The 21,082-nt window shown below is 56.3% G+C and carries 22 protein-coding genes; 5 read left to right on the plus strand and 17 right to left on the minus strand.

Features of this window, described 5'->3' with window-relative positions:
- Nucleotides 1–35: 35 nt before the first annotated feature.
- From nlpD to cysD, 11 genes are all read right to left on the minus strand, one after another.
- Nucleotides 36–1,181: a murein hydrolase activator NlpD gene (nlpD, locus tag NNN71_RS05665; protein ID WP_163446287.1), complete on the minus strand. Its 1,146-nt coding sequence runs from the start codon at nt 1,179–1,181 to the stop codon at nt 36–38.
- A 122-nt stretch (nt 1,182–1,303) separates the two neighbouring features.
- Entirely contained in the window at nt 1,304–1,933 is a 630-nt protein-coding gene (locus NNN71_RS05670) for a protein-L-isoaspartate(D-aspartate) O-methyltransferase (protein WP_065357922.1), read from the minus strand.
- The gene (surE, locus tag NNN71_RS05675; RefSeq protein ID WP_223803938.1) at nt 1,927–2,688 is read right to left on the minus strand and encodes a 5'/3'-nucleotidase SurE; all 762 of its coding nucleotides are present in this window, start codon (nt 2,686–2,688) and stop codon (nt 1,927–1,929) included. The genes NNN71_RS05670 and surE overlap by 7 nt, the downstream gene beginning before the upstream one ends.
- Entirely contained in the window at nt 2,669–3,718 is a 1,050-nt protein-coding gene (truD, locus tag NNN71_RS05680; protein ID WP_271458051.1) for a tRNA pseudouridine(13) synthase TruD, read from the minus strand. The genes surE and truD overlap by 20 nt, the downstream gene beginning before the upstream one ends.
- Nucleotides 3,715–4,194, minus strand: coding sequence for a 2-C-methyl-D-erythritol 2,4-cyclodiphosphate synthase (ispF, locus tag NNN71_RS05685; RefSeq protein ID WP_064543116.1), 480 nt, complete (start codon nt 4,192–4,194; stop codon nt 3,715–3,717). The genes truD and ispF overlap by 4 nt, the downstream gene beginning before the upstream one ends.
- Nucleotides 4,194–4,904, minus strand: coding sequence for a 2-C-methyl-D-erythritol 4-phosphate cytidylyltransferase (gene ispD, locus NNN71_RS05690; protein WP_167575142.1), 711 nt, complete (start codon nt 4,902–4,904; stop codon nt 4,194–4,196). Before ispD ends, ispF begins: the two co-directional genes overlap by 1 nt.
- A 19-nt stretch (nt 4,905–4,923) precedes the next feature.
- Entirely contained in the window at nt 4,924–5,241 is a 318-nt protein-coding gene (ftsB, locus tag NNN71_RS05695) for a cell division protein FtsB (protein WP_163446291.1), read from the minus strand.
- Between the two features lie 151 nt (nt 5,242–5,392).
- Nucleotides 5,393–5,719, minus strand: a complete 327-nt coding sequence (locus NNN71_RS05700; protein WP_163446292.1) for a DUF3561 family protein — start codon at nt 5,717–5,719, stop codon at nt 5,393–5,395.
- A 43-nt stretch (nt 5,720–5,762) separates the two neighbouring features.
- On the minus strand, nt 5,763–6,368 hold the full coding sequence (gene cysC, locus NNN71_RS05705) for an adenylyl-sulfate kinase (RefSeq protein ID WP_271458052.1): 606 nt from the start codon (nt 6,366–6,368) through the stop codon (nt 5,763–5,765).
- Nucleotides 6,368–7,795 carry a sulfate adenylyltransferase subunit CysN gene (cysN, locus tag NNN71_RS05710; RefSeq protein WP_223803937.1) on the minus strand — a complete coding sequence of 476 codons (1,428 nt, stop codon included), beginning with the start codon at nt 7,793–7,795 and terminating at the stop codon, nt 6,368–6,370. The genes cysC and cysN overlap by 1 nt, the downstream gene beginning before the upstream one ends.
- Nucleotides 7,796–7,804: 9 nt before the next feature.
- Complete coding sequence (gene cysD / locus NNN71_RS05715; RefSeq protein WP_064543103.1) at nt 7,805–8,713, minus strand: sulfate adenylyltransferase subunit CysD; 909 nt, start codon at nt 8,711–8,713, stop codon at nt 7,805–7,807.
- A gap of 326 nt (nt 8,714–9,039) precedes the next feature.
- Between cysD and NNN71_RS05720 the strand changes: the two genes are divergently transcribed.
- A complete protein-coding gene (locus NNN71_RS05720) occupies nt 9,040–10,086 on the plus strand; it encodes an aminopeptidase (RefSeq protein WP_271458053.1) in 1,047 nt (348 codons plus the stop codon).
- 39 nt (nt 10,087–10,125) lie between these two features.
- On the opposite strand, the gene NNN71_RS05725 is transcribed toward NNN71_RS05720, so the two are convergent.
- Both NNN71_RS05725 and NNN71_RS05730 read right to left on the minus strand, forming a co-directional pair.
- Entirely contained in the window at nt 10,126–10,905 is a 780-nt protein-coding gene (locus tag NNN71_RS05725) for an SDR family oxidoreductase (RefSeq protein WP_163446296.1), read from the minus strand.
- Complete coding sequence (locus tag NNN71_RS05730; protein ID WP_163446297.1) at nt 10,883–11,215, minus strand: nuclear transport factor 2 family protein; 333 nt, start codon at nt 11,213–11,215, stop codon at nt 10,883–10,885. The genes NNN71_RS05725 and NNN71_RS05730 overlap by 23 nt, the downstream gene beginning before the upstream one ends.
- A gap of 102 nt (nt 11,216–11,317) precedes the next feature.
- Between NNN71_RS05730 and NNN71_RS05735 the strand changes: the two genes are divergently transcribed.
- Nucleotides 11,318–12,220, plus strand: a complete 903-nt coding sequence (locus tag NNN71_RS05735) for a LysR family transcriptional regulator (protein WP_271458054.1) — start codon at nt 11,318–11,320, stop codon at nt 12,218–12,220.
- Between the two features lie 37 nt (nt 12,221–12,257).
- Here the strand turns inward: NNN71_RS05735 and cysH are convergent, their stop codons facing one another.
- The 3 genes from cysH to cysJ form a co-directional block, all read right to left on the minus strand.
- Nucleotides 12,258–12,992, minus strand: coding sequence for a phosphoadenosine phosphosulfate reductase (gene cysH / locus NNN71_RS05740; RefSeq protein ID WP_106926053.1), 735 nt, complete (start codon nt 12,990–12,992; stop codon nt 12,258–12,260).
- 117 nt (nt 12,993–13,109) lie between these two features.
- Nucleotides 13,110–14,822: an assimilatory sulfite reductase (NADPH) hemoprotein subunit gene (cysI, locus tag NNN71_RS05745; protein ID WP_042310692.1), complete on the minus strand. Its 1,713-nt coding sequence runs from the start codon at nt 14,820–14,822 to the stop codon at nt 13,110–13,112.
- Entirely contained in the window at nt 14,822–16,624 is a 1,803-nt protein-coding gene (gene cysJ, locus NNN71_RS05750; RefSeq protein WP_271458055.1) for an NADPH-dependent assimilatory sulfite reductase flavoprotein subunit, read from the minus strand. The genes cysI and cysJ overlap by 1 nt, the downstream gene beginning before the upstream one ends.
- A gap of 304 nt (nt 16,625–16,928) precedes the next feature.
- On the opposite strand from cysJ, the gene queD reads away from it, so the two are divergent.
- Both queD and agp read left to right on the plus strand, forming a co-directional pair.
- Nucleotides 16,929–17,294 (plus strand): 6-carboxytetrahydropterin synthase QueD, encoded by a 366-nt coding sequence (queD, locus tag NNN71_RS05755; protein ID WP_163446301.1) that lies wholly within the window; start codon nt 16,929–16,931, stop codon nt 17,292–17,294.
- Nucleotides 17,295–17,459: 165 nt separating this feature from the next.
- Complete coding sequence (gene agp / locus NNN71_RS05760; protein ID WP_163446302.1) at nt 17,460–18,701, plus strand: bifunctional glucose-1-phosphatase/inositol phosphatase; 1,242 nt, start codon at nt 17,460–17,462, stop codon at nt 18,699–18,701.
- Between the two features lie 84 nt (nt 18,702–18,785).
- Here the strand turns inward: agp and queE are convergent, their stop codons facing one another.
- Nucleotides 18,786–19,457: a 7-carboxy-7-deazaguanine synthase QueE gene (gene queE / locus NNN71_RS05765; protein ID WP_163446354.1), complete on the minus strand. Its 672-nt coding sequence runs from the start codon at nt 19,455–19,457 to the stop codon at nt 18,786–18,788.
- 292 nt (nt 19,458–19,749) lie between these two features.
- Between queE and NNN71_RS05770 the strand changes: the two genes are divergently transcribed.
- Nucleotides 19,750–21,082: gluconate:H+ symporter (locus NNN71_RS05770; RefSeq protein ID WP_271458056.1), on the plus strand; the 1,333-nt coding region annotated here is incomplete at its 3' end.

Consider the following 21,082-nt stretch of genomic DNA (forward strand, 5'->3'; position numbering starts at 1 on the left):
CACCTGAAAGCGTTCATGTGAAGTACTTTGCCGACTTATCGCTGCGGTAAATACTGCAGCGGGTTGACGGATTTCCCCTTGTAACGAATTTCAAAATGCAAACGTGTTGAACTGGTTCCGGTGCTACCCATGGTAGCGATTTTCTGCCCCGCCTTGACGTCCTGTTGTTCCCGGACCAGCATTGTATCGTTATGAGCGTAGGCACTCAGGTAATCATCGTTGTGTTTGATGATAATAAGATTACCGTAACCGCGCAGTGCGTTACCGGCATAGACGACGCGCCCATCGGCGGTTGCGACGATTGCCTGTCCTTTACTGCCTGCAATATCGATACCTTTGTTGCCACCATCGGTGCCGCTAAAGTTCTCGATTACCTTGCCGTCAGTTGGCCAGCGCCATGAAGAGATCGGCGAACTGGTTGAAGTACTGCTGGCAGTCGGTACGGTTGTGCTCGCAGTTGGTGCCGTTACAGGCGCTGTGACTGTCGTCGCAGGCTTGTTGTTAGGCAACATTTTGTTAGCACTTTGTTCACCTGAATCCTCAGAATACGTAATTGTCGGAGTCGACGCAACAACCGCGGTTGAATTTTGTGCAGGTTTTGAGACTAATCCGGAATTTCCGCTGCTGGCCTGTGCGCTGGCCATGGCGACAGGGTTATTGCCGGTAATCGGTTGGCCTGAAGCGTTACCCACCTGCAGAACCTGGCCGACATTCAGGGCGTACGGCGCCGCGACGTTGTTGCGCTGGGCCAGGTCACGGAAATCATTCCCGGTCACCCACGCGATGTAGAACAGGGTATCGCCGTGCTTCACCGTGTAGGTGCTGCCGCCGGTATAGCTACCTTTAGGAATGTCGCCATATTTACGGTTATAGACGATATGACCGTTCTGCATCTGCACCGGTTGTTCAGCAACAGGCTGCGCGACTTGCGGCTGCGCCTGCACCGGCTGGGTCTGAACCGGCTGTACCGGTTGAATCTGAGGCGTTGACTGCGCCGTGCTGCCCATTTTTGGCGGCGGCGTAATCAGCATGCCGGAGTTCGTGCTGCTGGAGCCTCCGCTGTTCACGGAGCTGACTGGCGCTGGTGTATTATTCGAAGAAGTACAACCGGCCAACCAAAGTGAAACCAGTGATAATGCCACAACACGATTGACGGTAAATTTAGGGCTTCCCGCGCTCATTTATCCCCCAGGAATAGGTTAACTGCCAGTGACTTAATACCGTGCAACGCAGGCAATGAACACTGGAAAACGTGTTCACCATACGCTGAATTTCGCTGAATACCCTCAGAAAAATCCGGGACTCAGGCCAGCTCCCCTTTTACCAGGGGAACGAAGCGAACAGCCTCAACGGTATCAATAATAAATTCGTCTCCCCGCCGATGAACGCGCTTGAGGTACTGGCGATCGTCGCCCACGGGTAAAACAAGGATACCGCCTTCGTCCAGCTGCGACATTAACGCAACCGGAATCTCCAGCGGTGCCGCCGTAACGATGATAGCGTCAAACGGGGCGCGTGCCTGCCACCCCTGCCAGCCATCGCCGTGGCGGGTCGATACATTATGTAAATCAAGCTGCTTCAGGCGACGCCGGGCGTGCCATTGCAGACTTTTTATCCGCTCAACGGAGCAGACATGATGCACCAGATGCGCCAGAATCGCCGTCTGATAACCCGACCCGGTGCCAATCTCCAGCACCCGGGACTCCGGCGTCAGCTCCAGCAGCTCGGTCATGCGCGCCACCATATAGGGCTGCGAAATCGTCTGGCCCTGGCCTATCGGTAACGCCACGTTTTCCCACGCGCTATGTTCAAACGCTTCATCAATAAATTTATCGCGCGGAACCTGCGCCATCGCATCAAGCACCCGCTCATCGCGGATGCCCAGTTGACGAAGTTGGTTGAGCAGACTCTGGATACGTTTACTGACTACCATTGCACATCAACCCTCGCCTGCTCCAACCAGCCGGTGACCACCTCATGCGCGCTGTGCGCGGTGAGATCCACATGCAGCGGCGTCACCGATACGTAACCCGCATCCACCGCGGCAAAATCGGTGTCCGGCCCGGCGTCGCATTTATCGCCCGGCGGCCCAATCCAGTAGAGAGTATTACCGCGCGGATCCTGCTGTGGAATCACTTTATCCGCCGGATGGCGGCTGCCGCAGCGGGTCACGCGAATGCCTTTGATTTGGTCGAGCGGCAGGTCGGGCACGTTGACGTTGAGGATGCGCCCGGTGCGCAGCGGTTCACGGGCGAGCGCACGCAGCAGCGAGCAGGTCACCGCCGCAGCGGTCTCATAGTGCTGATGACCGTTTAGCGACACCGCGAGGGCGGGAAAGCCTAAATGGCGGCCCTCCATGGCGGCGGCAACCGTGCCAGAGTAGATCACGTCATCGCCCAGATTGGGGCCGGCATTAATGCCTGAAACCACGATATCCGGACGCGGACGCATCAGCGCATTGACGCCCAGATAGACGCAGTCGGTTGGCGTGCCCATCTGCACGGCAATGTCGCCGTTATCGAAAGTGAAGGTACGAAGCGAGGATTCCAGCGTCAACGAGTTCGACGCGCCGCTGCGGTTACGATCGGGTGCAACTACCTGAACCTCGGCAAATTCCCGCAAGGCTCTGGCCAGCGTCTGAATGCCTGGCGCATGGATCCCGTCATCGTTACTCAGCAATATTCGCATAATCACCTGTTGTATTGATAAGTTCCCTTACCACGCTGGTCGCGAAACTGCCCGCCGGCAGCCAAAAGCGCAGTTCGACGGTGACGTCGTCCCACCAGTTCCAGCTCAGCTGCTGCGGATAGAGCAGCATGGCGCGGCGCGCGGCTTCGACTTTTTCACGCTGCAGCAGCGACTGCAGCGCCGTCTCTTCAGCCAGCACGGTCTGTTCAAATTCCAGGGCGGTACGCTGTGTTCCCCAGTCGCCACTCCCAGGCAGCGCTGCGGTAATCATTAATTCACGCGCGTCGACGCGAGCCTGCAGTACGGCCTGCTCTTCATCGGTGGCAACAAACCAACTGCCGCGTCCCGCTAATTGTAGCGCATCGCCGTCAACAACTTGATTAAAGTCCGGTTTTTTTAGGCGTTCGCTCACTATCTGATTAAACAACGCGCTGCGGGCCGCCGACAACCAAAAACTGCGTTTATTACGATCCCGCACCGGCGCGCCGCTTTCTGCCCAGCGCAGTGCGCCCAGCAGGTTGCTGCCGCCAATGCCAAAACGCTGAGCGCCGAAGTAGTTCGGCACGCCGCGTTCGGCAATCGCCTGTAATCGCGTCTCGACGTCATCACGGCCGCTCACCTCACGCAGCACCAGTGTAAACTGGTTGCCTTTTAGCGCGCCTAAACGCAGCTTACGCTTATGACGCGCGTATTCCAGCACCTGACAGCCTTCCAGCTGAAACTGGCTTAAATCCGGCATCGTGTTGCCCGGCACGCGCGCGCACAGCCACTGTTCGGTGACCGCATGCTTATCTTTCTGTCCGGCAAAGCTCACTTCGCGAGCATGAATTTTAAGGAATTTAGCCAGCGCGTCGGCAACAAAGCGGGTATTGCAGCCGTTTTTCAGGATGCGCACGAGAATGTGCTCGCCTTCGCCGTCCGGCTCAAAACCTAAATCTTCAACCACCAGGAAATCTTCCGGGCTGGCTTTTAGCTGCCCCGTTCCCTGCGGCTTGCCGTGCAGGTAGGTCAGTGCATCAAACGGAATCATGACGTCGCCTTTTGCAGCAGTGCGACCGCTTCACAGGCAATGCCTTCACCGCGCCCGGTAAAACCCAGCTTCTCGGTGGTGGTCGCTTTTACGTTAACGTCATCCATATGGCAGCCGAGGTCTTCGGCAATAAACACGCGCATTTGTGGGATGTGCGGCAGCATTTTTGGCGCCTGGGCAATGATCGTGACATCAACATTGCCAAGCGTGTAGCCTTTGGCCTGCACGCGTTTCCACGCTTCGCGCAGCAGGGCGCGGCTGTCCGCGCCTTTAAAGGCGGGATCGGTGTCCGGGAACAGTTTGCCGATATCGCCCAGCGCCGCCGCGCCCAGCAGGGCGTCGGTCAACGCGTGCAGCGCAACGTCGCCATCGGAGTGCGCCAGCAGCCCTTTTTCGTACGGGATGCGCACGCCGCCAATGATAATCGGGCCTTCGCCGCCAAAGGCGTGTACGTCAAAACCGTGTCCAATTCGCATTATGCATTCTCCGGGTTACCCGAGCGGGTGAGGTAAAATTCAGCGAGCGCCAGATCTTCCGGGCGGGTCACCTTAATATTATCAGCACGTCCGGCAATCAACTCGGGATGAAAGCCGCAATATTCTAATGCCGACGCTTCGTCGGTAATCGACGCGCCTTCGTTCAGCGCGCGGGTCAAGCAATCCAGTAACAGTTCGCGCGGGAAAAACTGCGGCGTCAGCGCATGCCACAGATCGTTACGATCGACAGTGTGCGCAATCGCAGCTTTCCCCGGCTCGGCGCGCTTCATGGTATCGCGCACCGGCGCGGCCAGAATACCGCCGACCCGGCTGGTTTCGCTTAAGCTGAGCAGACGCGCCAGATCGTCCTGATGCAGACACGGACGGGCCGCGTCGTGTACCAGCACCCATTGCGCATCATCAATCGCACGCAGGCCCGCCAGCACGGAATCCGCGCGCTCGGCGCCGCCTTCAACGACGGTAATCTGGGGATGTTGCGCAAGAGGCAGCTGCGCGAAGCGTTCGTCTCCGGCAGAGACGGCGATAATCACCCGCTGGACGCGGGCGTTAGCCAGCAGCGCATCCACCGAGTGTTCAAGAATCGTTTTGTTACCGATTGAGAGATATTGTTTTGGGCAGTCCGTTTGCATGCGGCGGCCAAATCCGGCTGCCGGCACCACGGCGCATACGCCCGGAAAAGTCACGGCCATGTCGTCATCCTGGGACTGATTATCGATTAGTTTGCGTTTGCCCCGCGCCCTGCGTGCGTTTAGACGCATCCGGAACCAGACGATAGAACGTTTCGCCCGGACGGGTCATGCTGAGTTCATTACGTGCGCGTTCCTCAATCGCTTCCTGGCCGCCATTAAGGTCATCAATTTCGGCGAAAAGCTGATCGTTGCGCGCTTTTAATTTTGCGTTGGTTGTTTGTTGTACGGATACATCATCACGGACTCGGCTGAAGTCATGCAGACCGTTCTTTCCGAACCACAGCGAATATTGTAGCCAGACCAGCAAAGCCAGTAATAGCAGCGTTAATTTACCCATCCTGCCCCCTGAAAAACGGCTCTATCATCCCATAACTTGCCGTCATACTCCACTCCGGCCGCAGGCGATACCGCATATCGCCGGAAATGTACCACATTTCCTTTGCCTGTTGGCGTGCAATCCGCCGCCGCTGAATCCTCATACGAAGGAATTAACTCATAATCCACATGAATAGCAAACCACACAGGAGGGCGACAGTCAGTAGCGTTGCAACAATGGTGTAACCTAACTTGCCTTTCACCAGCGAGTGAAACGCAACGCCAACCACCACCGCGACGGGCATCAGGGCAAGGAAAAAAGGCCAGGTGTAGAGGAAAAAGAACAGCGTGTTATTGCCGTAATGCAGATAGGGGATACCCAGCGCCATCAACCACGCCACAAAGCCGACAAAAGCCCCTGACAAAGACCAGGTGGTTTCATCATAAGCAGAGGCTAGTGACTCGGGCTGGGCCACGTTGATGTTCTGAGTGTTACGCATAAATAATCCTGTTAGGTCGGAGCAGGCAAACTCCGACACGTTTTCAGGATCTGATAATATCGCTCTGCCTCAGTAGATCTAATAATTGCGCAACCAAATTTGTTACTAATTGTTCACCGTCCAGGTGGATCGCAGGCTGCTCGGGTGATTCATACGATGAATCAATTCCGGTGAAATTACGCAACTCTCCGGCGCGCGCTTTTTTATACAGCCCTTTCGGATCGCGGGCTTCGCAAGTTGCCAGCGGCGTATCGACAAAGACTTCAAAGAAGCGATCGTCCCCTACGCGTTCACGCACCATCTGCCGTTCGGCGCGATGAGGCGAGATAAATGCGGTCAATACCACCAGCCCGGCATCCACCATCAGTTTCGCCACTTCGCCGACGCGGCGAATATTTTCTTTACGGTCTGCATCGGTGAAGCCGAGATCGCTGCACAGCCCGTGGCGCACATTATCGCCATCAAGCAAATAGGTGCTTACACCAAGCTCATGCAGCGCCTCTTCCAGCGCCCCGGCCACGGTGGATTTACCCGAGCCCGAAAGCCCGGTAAACCACAGCACAACCCCACGGTGACCGTGGAGTTGTTCACGCTGCTGCGCGGTGACGGGATGGACATGCCAGACGACGTTTTCGTCATGTGCCGCCATTACTTGCCTCCCAGCAAATCGCGCGCGCCCCAATGCGGGAAGTGTTTGCGCACCAACGCATTCAGCTCAAGTTCAAAAGCGCTGAACTCTGAATTCACCACCGCATCCTCGGTATTCGGTTCACGCACCATGCCCGCACCGACGGTCACGTTGCTTAAGCGGTCAATGAAGATCAGACCGCCGGTGACCGGGTTTTCCTGATATTTATCGAGCACCAGCGGCTCATCAAAGGTCAGGTCCACCAGGCCGATACCGTTCAACGGCAGCGCGTCCACTTCGCGCTGGGTGAGGTTATTGATATCAACCTGATACTGAATGCCATCGACGCGGGCGCGGGTTTTCTTGCCGGCGACTTTAATATCATAGCTTTGCCCTGCCGCCAGCGGCTGCTCGGCCATCCACACCACGTCAACGGCAGCGCGTTGCACCGTCGGCAGCGCGTCCTGTGCGTCAAGCAGCAGGTCGCCACGGCTGATGTCGATTTCATCTTTCAGCACCAGCGTGATGGCTTCGCCTGCCGCCGCTTCCTGCAGATCGCCGTCAAAGGTCACGATGCGCGCCACGGTAGACTCTACGCCTGACGGCAGCACCTTAATGCGCTGGCCGACCTTCACGGTGCCGGAAGCCAGCGTGCCGGAGAAACCGCGGAAATCGAGGTTCGGGCGGTTCACGTACTGAACCGGGAAACGCATCGGTTGGGTATCCACCGTACGACGGATTTCCACCGTCTCCAGCACTTCCAGCAGCGTCGGGCCGCTGTACCACGGCAGCTTTTCGCTGTTGCTGGCAACGTTATCGCCTTCCAGCGCGGACAGCGGGACGAAGCGAATATCGAGGTTGCCCGGCAGCTGCTCGGCAAAGGTCAGATACTCTTCGCGAATGCGGTTAAAGGTCTCTTCGCTGTAGCCGACGAGATCCATTTTATTGACAGCCACCACCAGATGCTTGATGCCCAGCAGTGTGGAAATAAAGCTGTGACGACGGGTCTGATCCAGTACGCCTTTACGCGCGTCGATCAGCAAAATCGCCAGGTCGCAGGTCGACGCGCCGGTGGCCATGTTACGGGTGTACTGCTCGTGCCCCGGGGTGTCGGCAATAATAAATTTACGCTTCTCGGTGGAGAAATAGCGGTACGCCACGTCGATGGTGATGCCCTGCTCGCGCTCGGCCTGCAGGCCGTCCACCAGTAACGCCAGATCGAGCTTCTCGCCCTGGGTGCCGTGACGCTTGCTGTCATTGTGCAGCGACGACAGCTGGTCCTCGTAAATCTGACGAGTATCGTGCAGCAGGCGGCCAATCAACGTACTTTTGCCGTCATCCACGCTGCCGCAGGTCAGAAAACGCAGCAGGCTTTTGTGCTGCTGAGCGTGCAGATACGCTTCAACGCCGCCTTCATCGGCAATTTGTTGTGCAATAGTGGTGTTCATGGCGGCTCCTTAGAAATAACCCTGACGTTTTTTAAGCTCCATGGAGCCAGCCTGGTCGCGGTCAATCACGCGGCCCTGGCGTTCACTGGTGGTCGAGACCAGCATCTCTTCGATAATTTCCGGCAGCGTTTGCGCGTCGGACTCTACCGCGCCGGTCAGCGGCCAGCATCCCAGGGTACGGAAACGCACCATGCGTTTTTTGATCACTTCACCCGGCTGCAAATCAATGCGATCGTCATCGATCATCATCAGCATGCCGTCACGTTCCAGCACCGGGCGCTCAGCGGCCAGGTACAGCGGAACAATTTCGATGTTTTCCAGGTAGATATACTGCCAGATATCCAGCTCGGTCCAGTTAGAGAGCGGGAAGACGCGGATGCTTTCACCCTTGTTGATCTGCCCGTTGTAGTTGTGCCACAGCTCCGGACGCTGGTTTTTCGGATCCCAGCGGTGGAAGCGGTCGCGGAAGGAGTAAATACGCTCTTTGGCGCGGGATTTCTCTTCATCGCGGCGCGCGCCGCCGAACGCGGCATCAAAACCGTATTTGTTCAGCGCCTGCTTCAGCCCTTCAGTTTTCATAATGTCGGTGTGCTTGGCGCTACCGTGGACAAACGGGTTGATCCCCATCGCCACCCCTTCCGGGTTTTTATGCACCAGCAGTTCGCAGCCATAGGCTTTCGCGGTACGGTCGCGGAACTCGTACATTTCGCGGAACTTCCAGCCAGTGTCAACGTGCAGCAGCGGGAACGGCAGCGTACCCGGATAAAACGCCTTGCGCGCCAGATGCAGCATTACGCTGGAATCTTTGCCGATGGAGTACATCATCACCGGATTAGAGAATTCGGCGGCCACCTCACGGATGATATGGATGCTTTCCGCCTCCAGTTGCCGCAGGTGAGTAAGTCGTTTTTGGTCCATAACCGTTCCTTAAGCCTGATTCATTGCACGTCTGTTGTGTTGAGGGCCGATCTTGTCGTTGGCGCTTATTGGGTTGTTGCTGCGGGGTCGTGCTACAACTCGCTAACAATCAGCAATAGAGGGACTATAGGGGTAGGTTTAGACCAAATGAAATTACGAAAAGGAATGAGTAGTTACTCAAAGGAATAACGCGCTGGAAAAGCAAATATCAAAAAGTGCTTAACATGCTATTTTTCGGGCATTTAAGAGCTTTTGAAATTGTGTAATGAAAACCACAGTTTCATACTAAGCGCGTCTATTTTTTTGCTCTGTTGTAAGGACTCCCTATGTTCTCCGCATTGCGCCACTGCATGGCAGCCCTGGCGCTCGGCGTATGCTTCTCCCTCCCGGCACAGGCCGCCGCTTCGTCACTGGGCACCATCGCCAATACGCAGGCTCGCTATATTGCCACCTATTTCCCCGGACGCATTACCGGCACGCCCGCTGAAATGCTCTCCGCCGACTATATTCGTCAGCAGTTTGCGCAAATGGGTTACCAGAGCGATATCCGTACCTTTAACAGCCGCTATATCTACACCAGCAAAGATAACCGAAAAAACTGGCATAACGTGGTCGGCAGTACGGTTATCGCGGCGCATGAAGGGAAATCCAGCCAGCAGATTATTATCATGGCGCATCTCGACACCTACGCGCCGCACAGCGACAGCGACGTCGAACAGAATCTCGGCGGTCTGACGCTTCAGGGCATCGACGATAACGCACTGGGCCTCGGCGTGATGCTGGAGCTGGCGGAGCGTTTTAAAAATATTCCCTCAGAGTATGGCATCCGTTTTATCGCTACCAGCGGTGAAGAAGAGGGAAAACTCGGCGCTGAGAATTTACTTAAGCGCATGAGCAGCGCGGAAAAGAAAAATACGCTGCTGGTCATTAACCTCGATAACCTGGTCGTCGGCGACAAACTCTATTTTAACAGCGGCGTCAAAACCCCGGCCTCGGTGCGCAAGTTAACCCGCGACCGGGCGCTGACCCTGGCCCACAGCCGCGGCATTGCTGCCGCCACCAACCCAGGCCTCAATCCGCAATATCCGCAGGGTACTGGTTGCTGCAACGATGCCGAAGTCTTCGACCAGGCGGGTATCCCGGTACTCTCTGTCGAAGCCACCAACTGGTCGCTTGGCAAAAAGGACGGCTACCAGCAGCGCGCGAAAAGCGCCAGCTTCCCGGACGGCACCAGCTGGCATAACGCGCAACTCGACAACCAGCAATATATTGATAAAGCGCTGCCGGGGCGTATTGAGCGCCGTAGCCGTGAAGTGGTCAGAGTGATGATGCCGCTGATGCGAGAGCTGGCGAAGGCGAAAACGCACGGCTGATACCCTCAAGGTCAGGCAGCCCGCCTGACCTTTACCGCATTACACCGTGGGGATCGTTCCGCCATCAATAACGTACTCACTGCCGGTAATCGAACCGGCTCGCTCAGACGCCAGGAAAGCAATCAGGTTCGCCACCTCTTCCGGCGCTGACGGACGACCGAGCGCAATACCGCCCAGCGAATCCATAATGATCTTTTTACTGCCCTCGTAATCGATTCCTTTCTCAGCAGCCAGCCGCTCGGCAAAGCGTACGGCGGCCTCGGTTTCAATCCATCCAGGCGCTACCGTCAAGACACGAACGCCTTTTGGCGACACTTCTTTGGAGAGGCTTTTGCTGTAGGTGGATAGCGCAGCTTTCGCTGCTGCGTAGGCCGTAGTGGACTCCGGTAAAGGCAAGGTACGCTGGATAGACGAGACGTGAACGACCACACCCTGCCCGTTAGCCACCATCGCAGGCAGCAGCAGGCGATCCAGACGGACGGCAGGATAGAGATTCAACGCCAGCTCCTGTTGCCAGATATCATCGCTGAGCACGGCGTAGCCTCCGGCCGGTGACGACGAGCCGCCAAGCATATGGACGACAATATCAACGCCGCCAAGCTTCGTCTGTACAGCATCGGCCAACGCCACACAGCCCTCCGCGGTTGTGAGGTCAACGGCGACAAAAAGCGCATCGCTATGGGCTTCCGGTTGATGTCTGGCACAGGTCATCACCCGCGCGCCCTGCGCTAAAAATAGCGCCACCGTCGCCGCGCCTGCGCCTTTGGTCCCCGACGTGACCAGCACACGTTTTCCTTCAAGACCCAGAAAGCTCGGCATAACCAATCTCCAGTTCAACAATACGGTCTTTTAGCAGACGGAAATCGTAGTCCAGCACAACAGGGCTACCCGGGAAGTTGCCGCTAACATTGGCACGAATCGTCACGATGTCGCCCCGTGCAAACATGTCGAACGGTTCAGAGACAAAATCATACTGTTCTCTGGAAGCGACCCGCCATGCGCGAATAGCCGTGCGGCCGGTATAGGTATTCCCCTCATCTTTGACCACCGCATATTCCGCAAAGGCACTCATCGCCGTGTCGAGACTTTCTTCATTAAAGAAATGCTGTATTGCCGTTGGCATATTCATGCTGCCGCTCCTTTCAATAAACGTTACGGGTTTACTGTAAGGATCCGCTATAGTTTAAACAATCAGGACAAATGTTGATGAAGTGATGAAGGAAACGGGATAATGTCGCGCGTTGCGCTCACCGATTTAGAAGCCGTCATGGCGATTGCCCGTCGTGGAACTTTCCGCGCGGCGGCGGTCGATTTGGGTGTTTCCACCACGGCGCTGAGCCACACGATTGCCAAATTTGAGTCCGGGCTTGGCGTCCGGCTGTTTAACCGCACCACCCGTAGCGTCAGCCTGACCGATGCCGGTCGCCTGTTTATTGATAACGTCGGCCCTTCGCTTCAGGGGGTTTATGATGCCCTGGAGGTCGTTCGCGCCCGCCGCGAAACGCCATCGGGGCTGCTGCGAATTAATACTCCGCCCTTTGCCGCGCGCACCATTCTCTCTTCGCTGGTGCTGAAGTTTCTGCAGCGTTATCCCGAAATGCAGGTCGATATTGTCACCGATGGTCGCCTGATTGATATCGTGGCGGAAGGCTTTGATATGGGCGTCCGCGTAGCAAAGCTTATCCCCAATGACATGATTGCTATTTCATTAGGCCAGCCGCAGCGTCATGCGATCGTCGCTTCGCCTCAGTATCTTAAAGAACAGGGCAGCCCTGAAACGCCGCTCGATCTTCTCCATCACGCCTGCATTCGCGTCAGACTGCCCGACGGTACGATTTACCGCTGGCACCTGGAAAACGCCGGAGAGGTTGTGCAGGTGGATGTTCAAGGGCGACTTACGCTTGATGAGGCCTCTTTAGCGCGGATTGCCGTGCTGGAAGGCGCCGGGATTGGCTGTTTTCTGGAGCAGGATGTGGTGGAGGATATTGCCGTAGGCCGTTTGGTTCGCCTGCTCAGCGACTGGACACCGCCCTTCCCCGGCCTGTGTATTTACTACCCCGGGCGTCGCAACCCGTCCGCCGGGCTTACCGCCTTTCTGGAAATGGCGAGGGAATTAGGTCGCCAGCAGGCTTAATATCGCGCAACAGAGGGCCCGCTGCGCGATAAATTTATTACCCTTCGTGCAGCCCGCACTCGCGCTTCAGCCCGAAGAACCGTGTCTCTTCTTCCGCCATGCCCGGCTCCCATTTGCGGGTGGTGTGCGTATCGCCAACCGACAGATAGCCCTGATCCCACAGCGGATGGTACTTCAGTCCGTGCTTTTGCAGATACTGGTAAACGGTACGGTTATCCCAGTCGATAATCGGCAGCACTTTAAACACGCCGCGCTGAATCGCCAGCACCGGCAGCGTAGCACGGCTACCAGACTGTTCGCGGCGCAGGCCGGCAAACCAGGTCTGCGCGTTTAACTCCTTGAGCGCCCGGTTCATCGGCTCGACCTTGTTGATGTCATTGTATTTCTCAATGCCTTCAACGCCCTGCTCCCACAGCTTGCCGTAGCGCGCTTCCTGCCAGGCAGCGCTCTCTTTGGCGCGATAGACCTGGAGATTAAGTTTGAGTTTGTCCGTTAACTCATCAATAAACTGGTAGGTTTCCGGGAACAGGTAGCCGGTATCGGTGAGGATCACCGGGATATCCGGGCGAATCTGATTCACCAAATGCAGACTCACCGCCGCCTGGATACCAAAGCTTGAGGAGAGCACGTATTCGCCGGGCAGGTTTTCCAGCGCCCAGGCCACGCGCTCCTCAGCGCTCAGTTTTTCCAGTTCGGCGTTGGTTTCGGCCAGCGCCAGTACGCGATCGACTTTTGGCAGGTCGTTTAGGGCGTTTAGATCGAGTTTGGACATATGGACCTCGTTTATGTGTTTCCCCTCACCCCGGCCCTCTCCCCAAAGGGGCGAGGGAGAAAACCGAGCGGTCCCCTCTCCCCTGCGGGGAGAGGGTTAGGGTGAGGGGGGACGGTGTTATTCCCAGAAATCACGCGCTGGATCGAGCACCGGGCGAATGATGCCCGCACGCACCGTAAAGTCGCCGAAGCCTTCACCCGCTTCACGCTCTTTCGCCCAGCGCCCAACCAGTTCGTCAACGGAATCGAGAATTTCTGATTCCGTAATATTTTCGCGATACATACGCGGAATACGCGTCCCCATGCGGTTGCCGCCCAGATGCACGTTGTAGCGACCCGGCGCTTTGCCCACCAGCCCCAGCTCCGCCAGCATCGCGCGGCCGCAGCCGTTCGGGCAGCCGGTCACGCGCATCACGATGTGCTCGTCCGGGATACCGTGTTTTTCCAGAATCGCTTCCACTTTGTCCGTGAACGACGGCAGGAAACGCTCGGCCTCGGCCATCGCCAGCGGGCAGGTCGGGAACGACACGCAGGCCATCGAGTTTTCGCGCTGCGGTTTCACCGCATTCATCAACCCGTGGTCGCGCGCCAGCTTCTCGATCTTCGCTTTCTGGCTTTCCGGCACGCTGGCGATGATCAGGTTCTGGTTAGCGGTGATGCGGAAATCGCCTTTGTGGATCTTCGCGATCTCCAGCAGGCCGGTTTTCAGCGGACGTCCCGGGTAATCCAGGATACGACCATTTTCGATAAACAGCGTCAGGTGCCAGTTGTTGTCGATCCCTTTCACCCAACCAATGCGATCGCCGCGACCGGTGAACTCATACGGGCGGATCGGCTCGAATTTGATCCCCGCGCGACGCTCAACTTCTTCTTTGAACGTGTCGACACCGACGCGCTCAAGCGTGTATTTGGTTTTCGCATTTTTACGGTCGGTACGGTTACCCCAGTCACGCTGGGTCGTCACCACCGCTTCCGCTACCGCCAGGGTATGCTCAAGCGGCAGAAAGCCGAACTCGCTGGCCGTACGCGCGTAAGTTTTCTTATTACCGTGCTCAATAGACAGACCGCCGCCAACCAGCAGGTTAAAGCCCACCAGCTTGCCGTTTTCGGCAATCGCCACGAAGTTCATGTCGTTGGCGTGCAGATCGATATCGTTCTGCGGCGGGATCACCACCGTGGTTTTAAATTTACGCGGCAGATAGGTTGCGCCGAGGATCGGTTCTTCGTCAGTGGTCGCGACCTTCTCCTGATCGAGCCAGATCTCCGCATAAGCGCGGGTACGCGGCAGCAGATGTTCAGAGATCTTTTTCGCCCACTCGTAGGCTTCCGCGTGCAGCTGCGACTCATACGGGTTGGAGGTGCACAGCACGTTACGGTTCATGTCGTTGGCGGTCGCCAGCGCATCCAGCCCCACCGAATGCAGCATCTGATGCACCGGTTTGACATTCTTCTTCAGAATACCGTGGAACTGGAAGGTCTGACGGTTGGTCAGACGGATGCTGCCGTAAATCGTGTTGTCAGCGGCGAATTTGTCGATCGCCTTCCACTGGGTGGTGGTGATCACTCCGCCCGGCAGACGGCAGCGCAGCAGCATCGCGTGACGCGGCTCCAGCTTCTGCTCGGCGCGCTCGGCGCGAATGTCACGGTCATCCTGCTGGTACATACCGTGGAAACGGATCAGCAGGAAGTTATCGCCGTGGAAGCCGCCGGTCAGGCCGTCATTCAGGTCTTCCGCGATGGTGCCGCGCAGGAAATTACTTTCACGCTTCATGCGCTCGGCGTCAGTCAGTTTGCCTTCGACCACTAAAGGCCCTGGGTGTTTTTCGCTCATTAGTAGACATCTCGCTGATAACGGCGCTCGACGCGCAGCTCACTTAAAAATTCATCCGCCGCTTCGATGTCCATTGCACCGAACTCAGCAATCACTTCCAGCAACGCCTGCTCAACGTCTTTCGCCATGCGATTGGCGTCGCCGCAGACATAAATGTGGGCACCGTCATTGATCCAGCGCCACAGCTCTGCGCCCTGTTCGCGCAGTTTGTCTTGTACGTAGATTTTTTCTTTTTGATCGCGAGACCAGGCCAGATCGATACGGCTCAGCACGCCTTCTTTTACGTAGCGCTGCCACTCGACCTGATAAAGGAAATCTTCGGTGAAGTGCGGGTTACCGAAGAACAGCCAGTTCTTGCCTTCCGCACCGTCGGCGGCGCGCTGCTGCATAAAGGCGCGGAACGGCGCGATACCGGTGCCCGGACCAATCATAATCACCGGGGTCTGCGGGTTAGCCGGCAGGCGGAAGTTGTCATTGTGCTCGATGAACACGCGCACTTCCCCTTCCTCTTCCACGCGGTCGGCGAGGAAGCTGGAAGCTCCGCCAGCGCGGGCACGGCCTTCGATCTCGTAACGCACAACGCCGACGGTCACGTGGACTTCGCTTTCAACTTCCGCCTGCGCGGAGGCAATGGAGTACAAACGCGGCGTCAGCGGACGCAGCAGGCCGATTAATGCTTCAGCGTCGAGCTGAGCCGGGGAGAAACGCACCATATCGACGATTGGCGTGGTGGCTGCATATTGCTGCAACTGCGTTTTATCGCCCACCAGCGGCAGCAGAGACTCGCTGCGCGTCAGCGTAGCGTAGTTCTCCACGATATTTGCGGTGTTGACCGTCAGTTCGAAGTGCCACTGCAGCGCTTCGGCCAGCGGCAGGGTTTTGCCGTTGACGGTAACGGGCTCGTCACCTTTCAGCCACAGCAGCTCCACCAGCTCTTGCACCAGCGCGGGATCATTCTGATACCACACGCCCAGCGCGTCGCCTGGCTGATAGCGCAGGCCAGAATCGCCGAGGTCAATTTCAATATGGCGGACATCTTTTTCAGAATCGCGGCCGGTGATTTTCTGGTTCACCGACAAGGACGCCGACAGCGGCGCCTCTTTGGTGTAGGGGCTGGTATGTACTTCATTTACCGCACCGCTCGCTGCAACTTGTACAGACGGGGCAGCAGGCGCACGCGCTTTCAGCACATCGACCAGACGCGCGCGCCATTCGGCGGCAGCGGCCTGGTATTCTACGTCGGCATCGACGCGGTCGAGCAGGCGCTCACCGCCAAGCTCGGCCAGCTTGCTGTCGAAGTCTTTACCGGCCTGGCAGAAGAATTCGTAAGAGGTATCGCCAAGACCCAGCACCGCAAAGGCGGTATCGGTCAGTTTCGGCGCTTTTTTCGAGAACAAGAATTTATGCAGCGCTACCGCTTCTTCCGGCGTTTCCCCTTCACCCTGCGTAGAGGTCACAACAACCAGCAGCTTTTCCGACGCGATTTGTTTGAATTTATAATCCCCGGCGTTCACCAGGTTCACGTTCAGTTTGGCGGCCAGCAGATCGTCACGCAGCGCTTCCGCAACGCGGCGGGCATTGCCGGTCTGCGAGGCGGAAATCAGCGTAATGGCCGGGACTTCGACGGCAGCCGGTGCGGCAGAAACGGTCGCAGCGCCAGGCTGCTGATTAAGCACGCCCCAAAAATAGCCGGAAACCCAGGCAAGCTGGGTGGGTGATAAATCAGTAGTGGCCGCCTGAAGGCGCGCTAACTGCTCCGGATTAAGCGGGAGCAAAGCTGAAGGGGGAGACTGTGTTGTCATGCGTTGTTATGTTCCAGTAGCAAAGCTGTTTCTAATCAGAAAAAACAAAACTGAATGTAAGGTTAACGACGTGGATAATAACAATTAAAGAAGGGATAGAAATATCAAATAACCAAATGGACTAACCTCTTTTCCTGGTAGTTAATAGCAATAAAACAGGTTAAATAACCTATTGATATAAATGGATAATAATTATCATCGTGCACAATTATTGTCCTCTTTGCCCATTTGGCGGTTTTAGTTAATGCAGAAAAATGTGCATTCGGGTACTATGCGGCGTTTTTTTCCGCAAGACTGAGAGTTCATGATGTCCACCACACTGTTTAAAGATTTCACCTTCGAAGCCGCCCATCATCTGCCACATGTGCCGGAAGGGCATAAGTGCGGTCGCCTGCACGGCCACTCGTTTATGGTGCGTCTTGAGATTACCGGTGAAGTTGATCCCCATACCGGTTGGATCATGGATTTTGCCGAACTGAAAGCGGCGTTCAAACCGACCTACGATCGTCTGGATCACTACTATCTGAACGATATTCCGGGTCTGGAAAACCCGACCAGCGAAGTGCTTTCCCGCTGGATCTGGGAACAGGTTAAACCGGTTGTGCCGCTGCTGAGCGCGGTAATGGTGAAAGAAACCTGTACCGCTGGCTGCGTCTACCGCGGCGAGTAAGTCAGGCGGCAAGCGGGGAGTCGGTTCGCGCCTCCCCCGTTCCCCTTCCGTTGTTTCCTATCACATTCATTTCCCTAATCTTTCAGAATGCGGCATCCGCCCAGGAAATATGACGAAGTTCTGTCACACTCTTTGGGTTGGTTAATACATTGTGAGGAACAAGGGATGAAAAAAACGCTTCTCGCCGCTGCAATGCCGGCACTGTTATTGTTCTCAGGATTAAGCCAGGCGCAAACGCCACCCGAAGGCTATCAGCTTCAGCAGGTGCTGGTGATGAGCCGTCACAACCTGCGCGCGCCGCTGGCGACTAACGGTAGCGTGCTCGAACAGTCGACGCCAAACGCCTGGCCGGAATGGGACGTTCCCGGCGGACAGCTCACCACCAAAGGCGGTGTGCTCGAAGTCTATATGGGCCACTATATGCGTGAATGGCTGGCGCAGCAGGGAATGGTCACCAGCGGCGAATGCCCGGCGCCGGACACGGTATACGCCTATGCCAACAGCCTGCAACGCACCGTTGCCACCGCCCAGTTCTTTATTAACGGCGCCTTCCCCGGCTGCGACGTTGTCGTCCACCACCAGGAAAAAATGGGCACCATGGACCCAACCTTTAACCCGGTGATCACCGACGACTCTGCCTCATTCCGTGAGAAGGCAGTACAGGCGATGGAGAAAGCGCGGCAGGCTCAACAGCTCGACGAGAGCTATAAGCTGCTGGCGCAGATTGCCCGTTATCAGGATTCTCCTTCCTGCAAAGAGAAGCAACAGTGTTCGCTGAGCGATGCCAAAGACAGCTTTAGCGCCAACTACCAGAAGGAGCCGGGCGTTAAAGGGCCGCTGGCAATCGGTAACTCGCTGGTCGATGCGTTCACGCTGCAATATTACGAAGGGTTCCCGCTTGACCAGGTGGCCTGGGGGGAAATTAAAACCGATCAGCAGTGGCGTCTGCTGTCAAAACTTAAAAACGGCTATCAGGACAGCCTGTTCACCTCGCCAGAAGTCGCGCGCAACGTAGCAAAACCGCTGGTGAAATATATCGATAATGCGCTGGTAACCGAAGCGGCGAAAACGCCGAAAATCACTGTTCTGGTGGGTCATGACTCGAACATTGCTTCGCTGCTGACAGCGCTGGATTTCAACGCCTACACGTTGCCGGGTCAGTACGAACGCACGCCAATCGGCGGGAAAATTGTGTTCCAGCGCTGGCATGATACGCAAGCAAATCGGGATTTGATGAAGATTGAGTATGTTTATCAGAGCGCCGAGCAGTTGCGTAACGCGGATGCATTAACCCTGAAAACACCGCCGCAGCGCGTCACGCTGTCGCTAAAAGGTTGCCCGGTTGATGCGAACGGTTTCTGCCCGATGGACACCTTCTCGAAAGTTATGAACGACGCGGCGAAATAAAGCTTAACGCCCCCGGCTGAGCGAAGCGAGGCCGGGATGTTTCCGGAGGAGACGCGATGCGCCTCCTCCGGGCGGCAAATATCATCAGGCAATATTCAGATACTTGTGCGTCTGCATCGACAGACGCCAGTTGCGCGCGATACAGGTTTCAATGCACAGACGGGTAGCATCGTCTTTCTGGCTAATCGGCTGCAAGGCAATAATCCGCGGCTTCTCGTCAGAGAGCGTCTCCAGCAGTTCGTCCAGCGCTTCAATATCGCGCACGCGGCCTACCGGATGCTTGATTTCATCGGCCCGTTCCAGCGCCTGCGACAGCACATCGTAGCCGCCGCGCATGTTCACCTTCGGCGACACGGTCACCCAGGTGTTCGGCGTGCAGCGCACTTCATGGGTACCGCTGGTTTCAATCTGGCAGCTAAAGCCATTCTGCTCAAGCAGCGCGGTAAGCGGAGTTAAGTCGTGAATGCACGGCTCACCGCCGGTAATCACCACGTGACGTGCGGTCCAGCCCTGACGGCCAATAATCGCCAGCAGATCGTCGCTGCTTGCCGCCCCCCATTTATCGCTCTCTTTGGTTTTCGCCAGGATACTGAACAGAGACACTTCCCGATCCTCGAGCTTATCCCAGGTATGTTTGGTGTCACACCAGGCACAGCCTACCGGGCATCCCTGTAAACGAATAAAGATGGCGGGGACGCCAGTAAAATAACCTTCACCCTGCAGGGTCTGAAACATCTCGTTAATCGGGTACTGCATCATCGGCTCTTCAGTAGTGGTAAACCGTCATTATTGCATATTTCGCGCCAGCGATCCCTCGCACTTCTTGCGCAACCGCACGTTGCTTTTTTGCCGACGCACTTAACGGGGCTTTTCTGTGATGTATCCAATCCTTTTGATGAAAATTAACATTTTCATTACATCGTTATTCGCCCTCTTTCACTGTTTAACATGTTGCTGCGTGATTCAAATTGGTATGACACATTTTCGTGAGTAATATCCAAAACCGGCTACATATCATACCAATTATAAATTTTGACAAGGAAAAAGGATGAACGCGTTTGCTGAAGCCCTGCCGGTGATCTGGGTCGCCCTGGGCGTTGTACTGCTACTTATTCTCAATATGAAATTTAAGATCAACGGGATGCTGGCGCTGCTGCTGGCGGCGATTTTTGTTGGCGTCTGTGAAGGATTGCCGCTGGAGGCTATCGGGAAATCGATTGAAGCGGGCGTGGGCAGCACGCTGGGGCATCTGGCGTTAATCATTCTGTTCGGTGCGATCCTCGGCAAGCTGATGGTCGATTCCGGTGCGGCCCAGCGTGTCTCCTCGACTTTGCTGCAAAGCTTCGGGCCAAAAAAGGTGCAGTGGGCAATCATGGTCATTGGCCTGATATTCGGCCTGGCGATGTTTTACGAGGTTGCTTTCCTGATCCTCGCGCCGCTGGTGATCAGTATTGCTCGCGAAGCCAAAATTCCGTTCCTGAAACTCGGCATCACGATGGTCGCCGCCGCGACAACCGCGCATAGCCTGTTTCCGCCGCAGCCAGGCCCAACGGCGCTGGTTGCCGCTTTCCACGCCGATATGGGGATGGTCTACATCTACGGCGTTATCGTCGCTATTCCAACGGTCATCTGCTCGGGCATTCTGCTGCCAAAACTGCTGGGCAATCTGGAGCGCCCAATTCCACAGCTGCTGGAATCACAGAAGGTTTTTCGCGATGACGAAATGCCGTCGTTCGCCACCAGCCTGCTGGTGCCGCTCATTCCGGCAATCATCATCACCGGCGTGACCGTGATTAAGCTGTTTATCCCGGCAGGAGCCAGCGTTATCTCGTTCCTTAACTTTATCGGTAGCGCGCAGGTCAGCATGCTGATTGCCGTACTGGTCGCGCTGTATGCATTCGGTACCGCGCGCGGTAAATCGATGACCGAGGTGATGAGCTCTTACTCCACCGCCATTGAGAAAGTGGCGCTGGTCGTCTTTATCATAGGTGCAGGTGGCGCCTTTAAGCAGATCATTATGGATACCGGCGTGGGGGATTACATCGCCGATATGATGCGTACCTCTTCCGTCTCGCCGTTGATTATGGCGTGGTTTATCACCGTGCTGCTGCGTCTGGCTACCGGTGCAGGTACCGTCTCAGCGATTACCGCGGCGGGTATTGTGGGGCCAATGATTACGACTTTTAATGTTGATCCGGCGTTGATGGTGCTGGCGACCGCCTCGGGAAGCAACACGCTAACCCACGTCAATGATGCCGCATTCTGGTTATTCAAAGAGTATTTTGGCCTGTCGATTAAAGACACCTTCAAAACCTGGGGACTTTTAGAATTAACTAACTCCGTTGTCGGTCTGTTAATTGTATTATTGCTCGATTTGATTA

It is taken from the genome of Kluyvera sp. Awk 3, from assembly GCF_028069715.1.
Classification (GTDB): domain Bacteria; phylum Pseudomonadota; class Gammaproteobacteria; order Enterobacterales; family Enterobacteriaceae; genus Kluyvera; species Kluyvera georgiana_A.